The organism is Pseudorhodoplanes sp., assembly GCF_046289595.1.
Classification (GTDB): Bacteria; Pseudomonadota; Alphaproteobacteria; order Rhizobiales; family Xanthobacteraceae; genus Pseudorhodoplanes.
This window is the reverse complement of the sequence record NZ_JBKBVB010000162.1, coordinates 1-8,227: the sequence shown is the minus strand read 5'-3', so window position 1 is coordinate 8,227 and position 8,227 is coordinate 1. Positions and strand designations below refer to the sequence as shown.

Sequence of the window (8,227 nt, the reverse complement as noted above, 5' to 3'; positions counted from 1 at the left end):
ATCGTCTTCGCCGAGCAGCGCGCGGAGAAGGCAACCGATGCGGCAAACGAGCTTGTACCGTTCGAGGAATGGATCGCCAAACACCCGCTGCAGCGCCGCTTTCTGGCGCTGTTCCCGGAATTTCGCGAGCCGCCGGGGATCAAGCTTTCGATGTATGTGGCGGAAGCGCGGTTTCGGATGGCGAAGCCGCCGCAGGCCTTCGATCTGTCGCGCTATACGAATATCTCATTCCTCGAAAAGCTCGATCCCGCGATCAAGCATCAGCCGATCGGCGCGGACGATGCGATCCCGAACAAGGAACCGAAATCGCATAATCGCGCGCCATTGCGCAGCTGGTGCCAGGACGCAGCCGCCTGTTTTCAGTCGCGCTACAAGTTCGAGGGCCGCATTCCCGCAGGCATTCTTCTGGTGAACAAGCTGCGCGACGAGGTCAAGAAGCCGATCCCGGACTTCATCGAGTTCCAGAGCGAGATCCGCCTGCGGCCCGCGAGTGAATTGCAGTTCAGCGAATTGCCGCAGCTGACGGGCATCGATACCCCGGTCGCGGGCACATTCGAGCTGAGCATTTTCTGGGTCAACCAGGTGATCCATTCAGGAAAGATCCTGGCGGCGATCCAGCAGCATCCGTCGGTCCCGGATGCGTCGGTCGTCACCGTCTATCTGGCACTCGCGATCCGCAGCGACATGCTGACCAAGCAGCGCGACTTCCTGAACGCGCCGATCCTGCGCAATCTCGTCCCGGCACAGCTTTTGATGGGACGCAGCTCCTTCAATAGCGGTCAGTCGATCAGCGCCGGCCTGCCGCAATTCGCCCGCGGACGCATTGCCGCGATCGCCGCATTGATCGAGCGCGAGCGTTAAGCCGGTCAGGGAATCTGGTCGTCGGCGCCGACTCCCTTGAGTGCTGCGCGCGCCACTTCGACGTCCTGTGCGCCGGTGCCGGAGCCGACGCCGACCGCGCCGACACAGATGCCGTCGATGACGATCGGCAATCCGCCTTCGAGATTGGTCAGCCGGCCGCCCGCCGCGATGGCAAGCTTCACCTCCAGCGCCGGATCGAGCCGCGACGTCGGCTGCCGGTGCGAGGCCGCGGTGATCGCCTTGCTCTTGGAGGTCTCGGCCGACAGGAGCTTGGCGCCGTCCATGCGGATATAGGCCAGCATGTTGCCGCCGTCGTCGACGATCGTGATGTTCTGCGGCACGCCAAGCTCCTCGGCCTTGGCGATCGCCGCCTGAAGCGCGATCATCGCGCCGTGATGGGTCAGCTTGATCGACGGCTTCGTCGTTGCCTTCCTGTCGTGTGTCATCGCCCGATCCATTCCTCCGCCGGTTTTCCGAGTTCGGCCGCGAGCCTGCGCATCATCGCATCGGCCGCCGCCAGTTCGTCCATGCCGACCCATTCGTCGGCCTTGTGCGCGCGGGCAATATCGCCTGGGCCGCAGACCACGGTCGGGATGCCGGTCTGCGCGTAGAGCCCGGCCTCGGTGCCGAAACTGAGCGTTGTCGCCCCGCTGCCGCCGTTCGCGAGACGCTGCACCGCAGTCACGGCAGGGCTTGCCGCTTCGGTCATCAGCGCCGGATAAGACGCCATGTCCTCGACCACGATGGCGGCTTCCGGCGCCTGCGCCTTCAGTCTGCCTCGCTCGGCGTCGATGGTCGCGTCGGCCTGCCGGAGCATTGCGGCGACATCGGTGCCCGGCGTGTAGCGGATTTCGAATTCGAGCGTGGCGCGGTCCGGCACGAAATTAAGCGCGGTGCCGCCATGCAGCGAGCCGACATGGATCGTGGTATAGGGCGGGTCGAACGCTTGATGACGCGCGCCGTGACGCGCCACTTGCTGCGCCATGTCTTCCAGCGCGGCCGCAATGCGGGCGGCGGCAATGACAGCGTTGGCCGCGCGATGCGGCAAGGCCGAGTGACCGCCACGCCCCGTCACGACGACACGGCGAGCGACCTTTCCCTTGTGTGCATAGCCGACCGCAAGCCCGGTCGGCTCGCCGACGATGCAGAGCGCCGGCCTGACGGGATTCGCCGCAACCTCGGCAACGAGATCCGGCGCGCCGAGACAGCCAACCTCTTCGTCATACGACAGCGCGAGATGGATCGGCGTTGCCGTCGCGGACGCCTTGAACTGCGGAACATGCGCCAGCGCGCAGGCGATAAAGCCCTTCATGTCGGTCGCGCCGCGTCCGACGATCCTGCCATCGCGCATGGTCGCAACGAATGGCGGGCTCGACCAGTCCTGCCCCGCAACCGGAACCACATCGGTATGCGCCGACAGCACCACGCCGGGGCGATCCAGGGGGCCGATGGTCGCAAGCAGCGAGGCCTTGCGGCCGCTGCGATCGGGGATGCGGCGCGAGGCGACGCCATGCTGCGACAGATAATTCTCGATCCACTGAACGATATCGAGATTGGATTCGCTGCTCATGCTGGCAAATCCGATCAGGCGATCGAGGATCGCAGTCGTGCTTTGCTCAGAGGCCATTGTGTGTCATCACCGAAGCGGGAAAACCGGGATCACCGCCATGACCTATTCGATTGCCGCGCGATGCGAGAAGAGCGGAGCCTTCGGCATCGCCATCACCTCCTCGTCGATCTGTGTCGCCAGTCGCTGTGCCTGGGTCGGACCGCTCGGCGCAGTGTCGACGCAGAATATCACCGATCCCGCGCTCGGACCCGCCGGTCAGAATTTGCTGCGTCAGGGCCTCGGCGCCAAGGCCGTGCTGCAGCTTCTGTTGGCAGGAACGCCGCAGCCGGAATACCGCCAGATCGGCGTGATCGACCGTTATGGACAGATCGCGCTGCATTCCGGCGACGAAGCTTTGCCGGTAGCGGCCTTGGCCGAAGGGCCGTCCTGCCTTGCGCTTGGCAATCTGCTCGCATCGTCCGACGTTCCTGCGCGCATGATCGCGGGCTATGTCGCAGCCGCAGGCGAGCCGCTCGCCGAACGGCTGATGCGCGCGCTCGAAGCCGGGCTGGACGCCGGCGGCGAGACCGGCGACGAGCATGCCGCAGGACTCCATGTCGCCGATATTTTCGACTGGCCGGTGGTCGATCTGCGGGTTGACTGGCACGACGATCCAATCGGCGAATTGCGCCGCATCTGGACTCTCTACGCGCCGCAGCGTGCGGCATATGAATCCCGTGCGCGTGCGCCGGGCACCGCACCGGGTTTCTAGAGTCATTTGACGCGGTTTCGTCACGCGTACCGATGCCCGCTTCGCTCGAAAACGCCTTGACGCCGCCTCAGACCCGGGGCCGCGGAAAGGCGACCGCGTCTTCGCCGCTGATACCGATGGCGATCGGCGCGCCGGTCCCGGAAATCCCGGCCGCATCGCGCGCGGCGATCCGCATCATCAGTCGTTCGTTCGCGGCGTGCGGCGTATCGACATAAAGATCGACATGGCCGCCCTGATAGATGGCGGCGGCGACGCGGCCCTCGATGGCGCAGGCGTCCTGCGGGGCGACATGGAGATGCTCCGGCCGCACGAACAGGTCGGCATCGGTGCCTGCCGCAAGCCCCGATAACGGCGCGGAAGGCACCGCGACCTTGGCGCGCCCGATCGATACGATGGCAGTGTCGCCCTGCACCTGCTCGATGGTTGCACGCAGCAAGGAGCCTTCGCCGATGAAGGACGCGACGAACCGGTCCGCCGGTTTGCGGTAGAGCGCCTCGGGCGTGTCGATCTGGCAGATCCGGCCCTGAGACATTACTGCGATGCGGTCGGACAGCGACAAAGCTTCGCTCTGGTCGTGGGTGACGAAAATCGTGGTGACGCCAAGCCGGCGCTGGACCTCCTTGACCTCGACCTGCATCGAGGCCCGCAGGTTCTTGTCGAGCGCTGAGAATGGCTCGTCGAGCAGGAGCACCTTCGGCTCGATCACGAGTGCGCGCGCCAGAGCCACGCGCTGCTGCTGGCCACCGGAGAGTTCGCGCGGCTTGCGGTCCTCGAAGCCGGTCAACTTCATCATGGCCAGGATGTTGGTGACGCGGCGTCTGATCTCGTCCTTGGCGACGTGGCGCGCCTTCAATCCATAGGCGACATTGTTGGCGACCGTCATATGCGGGAACAGCGCGTAATTCTGGAACACGATGCCGGTCTGGCGGGCGAAGGCGGGAACGTCGGTGACGAGCTTGCCGTCGATGAAGATTTCACCCTCGTTCGGCGACAAAAAGCCGGCCACGAGGTTGAGCAGCGTGGTCTTGCCGCATCCGGACGGGCCAAGCAGTGTCATGAATTCACCGCGACCGATTGTCAGCCAGGCCTGATCGAGCGCCGTGGCCGGGCCGAACCGCTTGGTCACGCCATCGAGGCGGACGGCGATGTCAGCTCCAGCCGTGTCGACCTGGGTTGCCGGGGAACTACCGGGCCTGCTCAACATTCAGCACCTTTCCAAGACCGAGAAACGCATTGGCCAAAGCAAGCAGAGTCGCCGTCACCACAATGAAGATCACCGACAATGCAGCCATGGTCGGATCGGCATATTCGCGCACGTAATTGTACATCGCCACCGGCAGAGTCTGGGTGCGCTGCGCGGTGACGAAGAGCGAGGCGGTAAATTCGTTGAACGACAGGATCGCCGCGAACAGCCAGCCGCTCACCAGGCCCGGCGTAAGCAGCGGCAGGGTCACGGTGAACAGAACCCGCCAGGGCTGCGCGCCGAGGCTTGCGGCGGCGAGTTCGAGGCGCTGGTCGAGGTTGCGGAACGATATATAGACGCTGCGCAACACGAAAGGCAGCACCAGAATGACGTGGCAGGCGACGACGATCGTAAAGGTCCGCGTCAGCCCGATCTGGGCGGCGAAGATCAGGATGCCGAGCCCGACCGTGAAGTGCGGCACGACCAGCGGCGCCAGCAGCAATCCTTCCAGCGTTTGCTTGCCGCGGAAGGTATAGCGGTCGATCACAAAGGCAAAGGCGGAGCCGACGATGAGCGCGATGAAGGACGACGCCAGCATCACGATCAGGCCATTATGGAAGCCGGTGCGGAAGTCCCGATAATTGACGGCGTTGTAGAACCAGCGCAGCGATAATTCTTGCGGCGGGAAGGACAGGATCGCCTTGTCGTTAAAGGATGCGATGGCGACGACAACGGCCGGCAGGATGATGAAGCCCAGCACGGCGACGACCAGCGCCTTGCCGGCGAAGCCCAGCATGCGGTGCGATATGGGTCTCGCCATCAATGCACTCCGACTTTCTCGAGCGGGCGGAGCGTGATGCGCATTGCCGCGATCGAGACATAGGTGAGCGCAAGGCCGGCGACGCACAACGCCGCCGCGAACGGGAAGTTGAAATTCGCGAAGCCGAGCTGATAGACGAGGTTCGAGACCATGTTGACCTTGCCGCCGCCGACGAGCTGGGGCGTCGCGAATGCGCTGAAGGTCCAGGCGAAGGCGGTGGTGAGACCGGCGACGATGCCCGGACCGGACAGCGGCAATGTCACGGTCAGGAAGACGCGCACCGGCCCGGCGCCGAGGCTTTCGGCCGCCTTCTCGTAATCCGGATCGATATGGGCGATGGCGGCGGCGAGCATCACGACGACGACCGGCAATGTGACATGGACCAGCGCGATGGTGACGCCGGTGATCGTGAACAGAAGCTGGATCGGCTGCTCGATGATGCCGGCGCCGCGTAGCAGCGAATTGATGAAGCCATTGTTGCCGAGCACCACGATCCAGGAATAGGTGCGCACCACTTCGCCGAGGAACAGCGGCGTCACCGTCACGATCAGGATGAAGGACTTGATGAAGAGGCTCTTCGAGCGCACCAGCGCATAGGCCAGCGGATAGCCGAAGATCAGACTGAGCACCGCGGTCATCAGGCAGAGCCAGACCGTATCGATGAACACCCAGGCATAAAGCGGGTGCAGCATCGAGGTGAAATTCGCCAGCGTGAAGCCGCCGACATTCAGCGAGCCTGGAATATGAGCGCGGACGCTGTATTGCAGGATCGCCAGCATCGACACGACAAAGACGGCCGCAGTCAGTACGGCCGGCGCCGTGAACAACTTCAGAAAGGGCCGTGATTGCGCGGCGCCTGGGGTCGATCCTGCCTGATCCAAGGGACTTGTTCCGGTAACGCCAACAAAGAGCCGGGCCCGCCGCGATGGCGGGCCCGGCGAGCATCGTCAGTTGATGATGTTCTCGGTGAACCACTTGCGCCATTCGCCGGTCTTCTCGGCGCGGAGCTTGTGGTCGATCACCAGCGCTTCCTTGTTCCATTGCTCGGGTGTGGTGAACACGCCGGGGAGCTTGGCTACATCGTCCGGCAGCTTGGCATTGGTCACGACCGGGCTTCCCTTCTTCATGGTCGCGACTTCTTTCTGGATTTCAGGGTCGAGCATGATGTTGATGAACTTGTAGGCAAGATCCTGCTTCTTGCTGCCCTGCATGATGCCGATGGTGTCGATGCCGAGCACCGCGCCTTCCTTGGGGATCGCGAGCTTCACCGGCACGCCCTGGCTGGCGATGTGATAGGCGTTCATCGACAGCATCACCTGAACCGGCGCTTCGCCGTTCTGCATCAGCTGCTGTGAGCCGGCGTCGTTGGCGTAAAACGCCTTGAAGTTCGGCTTCAGCGCCTTCAGCTTGTCGCTGCCCTTTTCCCAGGCCGCGGCGTCGCCGCCCGCGAGCTTTGCCGATACCACAACAAGATGGCTGGCATCGAAGTCGGGCGCGGAAATCTTGCCCTTCAGCGCCGGATTCCAGAGATCGTTCCAGGACTCGAAGGTCATGCCGGCCGGCACCATGTCGGGCCGGTAACCGATCGTGTAGACATAGGCCCAGGAGCCGATGTGATAGGGGCTGATCTTGGCCTGATCCACCAGCGACTTCGCGTTCGGAATCTTGCTCAGGTCGAGCTTTTCGAACAGGCCGTCATTGGCATAGAGCCAGCCGACATGCGAGGTGGTGAAGGTAATATCGCTTTCGGGATTGCCCTTGGCGAGCTTCGCCTTGTTGAGGCGATCGATGGTGCCGCCGGTGATGAACTCGACATCGGCGCCGGTTTCGGCCTTGAAGCGCTTTGCGACGGTCTGCTCGACCAGATCCTTCCAGCTGCCGCCCCAGACCGAGACGACCAGCTTTTCCTGCGCCATGGCCGGCATGGCCCACAGGCCGACCGCGATTGCCGCAGATGCAAGAAGTATTCGTTTCATGCTGTTACTCCCTCTGTTGATCGACCCGAGAGCAAGCAAGTTGCGCGCCATCGGGAGACGCAAATCGAGGACGGCAGTCGCCTGCCATCCCTTGCCCATCCTTTCAGTTTCCTCACCCGTGCCGCCCTGACCTCGATCATAGGACACGGACATTCGCGTTTCGATCTCCGCCGTCGTCGCGCCCGACACGCGCGCGGCGGTTTGCCGCGGATCAGGTGCGATCCGCGGGTATTTCAGCAATAATGTCGATCTCCATCAGATATTCGGGCTTGGCGAGCCCCTGCACGATCAGCCCGGTCGAGACCGGGAATACGCCTTTCAGCCATTTGCCGACGACACGATATACCGGCTCGCGATAGGCGCGGTCGGTGATGTAGATCGTCACCTTGACCACGTCTTCGAGTTTCGCGCCGGCCTCTTCCAGCAAAATCTTCGCGCATTTCATCGCGTTCTCGGTCTGCGCCGCAGCATCGCCAACGCCAACGATGTTGCCGTCGAGGTCCATCGCGGTCTGTCCGCGCAGATAAACCGTATTGCCGGCGCGCACCGCCATGCAGACATCGTTGTCGAGCTTTTGTTCGGGATAGGCGTCGCGTGTGTTGAACTTGCGGATACGGGTATGGGACACGGCGCCGGTACTCCTATGCAGCCAGTCGTCGGAAGCTGCGATCGATGAAGAGCAGCGGATCGCTCTCCTTGCTGACGATTTCGGTGACCTCGCCCACCAGAATGCGATGGGTGCCGAAATCGAAGGTGGAGGCGACCTTGCAATCGAAATTGGCGAGCGCACCCTGCAGGGCAGGCGCCTGACTGACAAGCGTGGTCCAGGCGGCATTGCCGAAACGGTTGTCGCGCAGCTCCGGGATCATGCCGGCAAAGGCTTTGGCCACATGCTCCTGGTCCTCGGCGAGCACATTCGCAACGAACACGCCGTTCCTCAGGATGGTCTCCAGCGCGCGGCTGTCGCGATGCACGCAGGCGATCACCGAAGGCGGCTCCATCGACAGCGAGCACAGCGTCGAAACCGTGACGCCGGCGCGCCCGCCAACGCCGTCCGTGGTCAGCA

At 63.5% G+C, this 8,227-nt stretch carries 10 protein-coding genes; 2 read left to right on the top strand and 8 right to left on the bottom strand.

Annotated features, from left to right (window positions below; all coding sequences use genetic code 11):
• A partial coding sequence (locus ACK41X_RS21715) for a hypothetical protein (protein ID WP_409727821.1) occupies positions 1–861 on the top strand: 861 nt, incomplete at its 5' end.
• 5 nt (positions 862–866) lie between these two features.
• On the opposite strand, the gene ACK41X_RS21710 is transcribed toward ACK41X_RS21715, so the two are convergent.
• Together ACK41X_RS21710 and argE are read right to left on the bottom strand one after the other, a co-directional pair.
• Positions 867–1,307 carry a GlcG/HbpS family heme-binding protein gene (locus tag ACK41X_RS21710; protein WP_409727817.1) on the bottom strand — a complete coding sequence of 147 codons (441 nt, stop codon included), beginning with the start codon at positions 1,305–1,307 and terminating at the stop codon, positions 867–869.
• Positions 1,304–2,488 carry an acetylornithine deacetylase gene (gene argE, locus ACK41X_RS21705; RefSeq protein ID WP_409727814.1) on the bottom strand — a complete coding sequence of 395 codons (1,185 nt, stop codon included), beginning with the start codon at positions 2,486–2,488 and terminating at the stop codon, positions 1,304–1,306. The genes ACK41X_RS21710 and argE overlap by 4 nt, the downstream gene beginning before the upstream one ends.
• A 40-nt stretch (positions 2,489–2,528) precedes the next feature.
• On the opposite strand from argE, the gene ACK41X_RS21700 reads away from it, so the two are divergent.
• On the top strand, positions 2,529–3,182 hold the full coding sequence (locus ACK41X_RS21700; RefSeq protein ID WP_409727811.1) for a DUF1028 domain-containing protein: 654 nt from the start codon (positions 2,529–2,531) through the stop codon (positions 3,180–3,182).
• Between the two features lie 67 nt (positions 3,183–3,249).
• Here ACK41X_RS21700 and ACK41X_RS21695 read toward each other — a convergent pair whose 3' ends face one another.
• The 6 genes from ACK41X_RS21695 to ACK41X_RS21670 form a co-directional block, all read right to left on the bottom strand.
• Positions 3,250–4,386 carry an ABC transporter ATP-binding protein gene (locus ACK41X_RS21695; protein WP_409727808.1) on the bottom strand — a complete coding sequence of 379 codons (1,137 nt, stop codon included), beginning with the start codon at positions 4,384–4,386 and terminating at the stop codon, positions 3,250–3,252.
• Entirely contained in the window at positions 4,367–5,185 is an 819-nt protein-coding gene (locus tag ACK41X_RS21690; protein ID WP_409727805.1) for an ABC transporter permease, read from the bottom strand. The genes ACK41X_RS21695 and ACK41X_RS21690 overlap by 20 nt, the downstream gene beginning before the upstream one ends.
• Positions 5,185–6,066 (bottom strand): ABC transporter permease, encoded by an 882-nt coding sequence (locus ACK41X_RS21685; RefSeq protein WP_409727802.1) that lies wholly within the window; start codon positions 6,064–6,066, stop codon positions 5,185–5,187. Before ACK41X_RS21685 ends, ACK41X_RS21690 begins: the two co-directional genes overlap by 1 nt.
• Before the next feature lie 66 nt (positions 6,067–6,132).
• On the bottom strand, positions 6,133–7,161 hold the full coding sequence (locus ACK41X_RS21680; RefSeq protein ID WP_409727799.1) for a PotD/PotF family extracellular solute-binding protein: 1,029 nt from the start codon (positions 7,159–7,161) through the stop codon (positions 6,133–6,135).
• A gap of 211 nt (positions 7,162–7,372) precedes the next feature.
• The gene (locus ACK41X_RS21675) at positions 7,373–7,789 is read right to left on the bottom strand and encodes a RidA family protein (RefSeq protein ID WP_409727796.1); all 417 of its coding nucleotides are present in this window, start codon (positions 7,787–7,789) and stop codon (positions 7,373–7,375) included.
• 13 nt (positions 7,790–7,802) lie between these two features.
• A partial coding sequence (locus ACK41X_RS21670) for a flavin reductase family protein (protein ID WP_409727793.1) occupies positions 7,803–8,227 on the bottom strand: 425 nt, incomplete at its 5' end.

What these genes read in the sequence shown, in the direction of transcription:
- ACK41X_RS21700 (WP_409727811.1), top strand. Translation starts at nt 2,529, where the DNA reads ATGACCTATTCGATTGCCGCGCGATGCGAGAAGAGCGGAGCCTTCGGC.
- argE (WP_409727814.1), bottom strand. Translation starts at nt 2,488, where the DNA reads ATGGCCTCTGAGCAAAGCACGACTGCGATCCTCGATCGCCTGATCGGA.
- ACK41X_RS21710 (WP_409727817.1), bottom strand. Translation starts at nt 1,307, where the DNA reads ATGACACACGACAGGAAGGCAACGACGAAGCCGTCGATCAAGCTGACC.
- ACK41X_RS21690 (WP_409727805.1), bottom strand. Translation starts at nt 5,185, where the DNA reads ATGGCGAGACCCATATCGCACCGCATGCTGGGCTTCGCCGGCAAGGCG.
- ACK41X_RS21680 (WP_409727799.1), bottom strand. Translation starts at nt 7,161, where the DNA reads ATGAAACGAATACTTCTTGCATCTGCGGCAATCGCGGTCGGCCTGTGG.
- ACK41X_RS21695 (WP_409727808.1), bottom strand. Translation starts at nt 4,386, where the DNA reads ATGTTGAGCAGGCCCGGTAGTTCCCCGGCAACCCAGGTCGACACGGCT.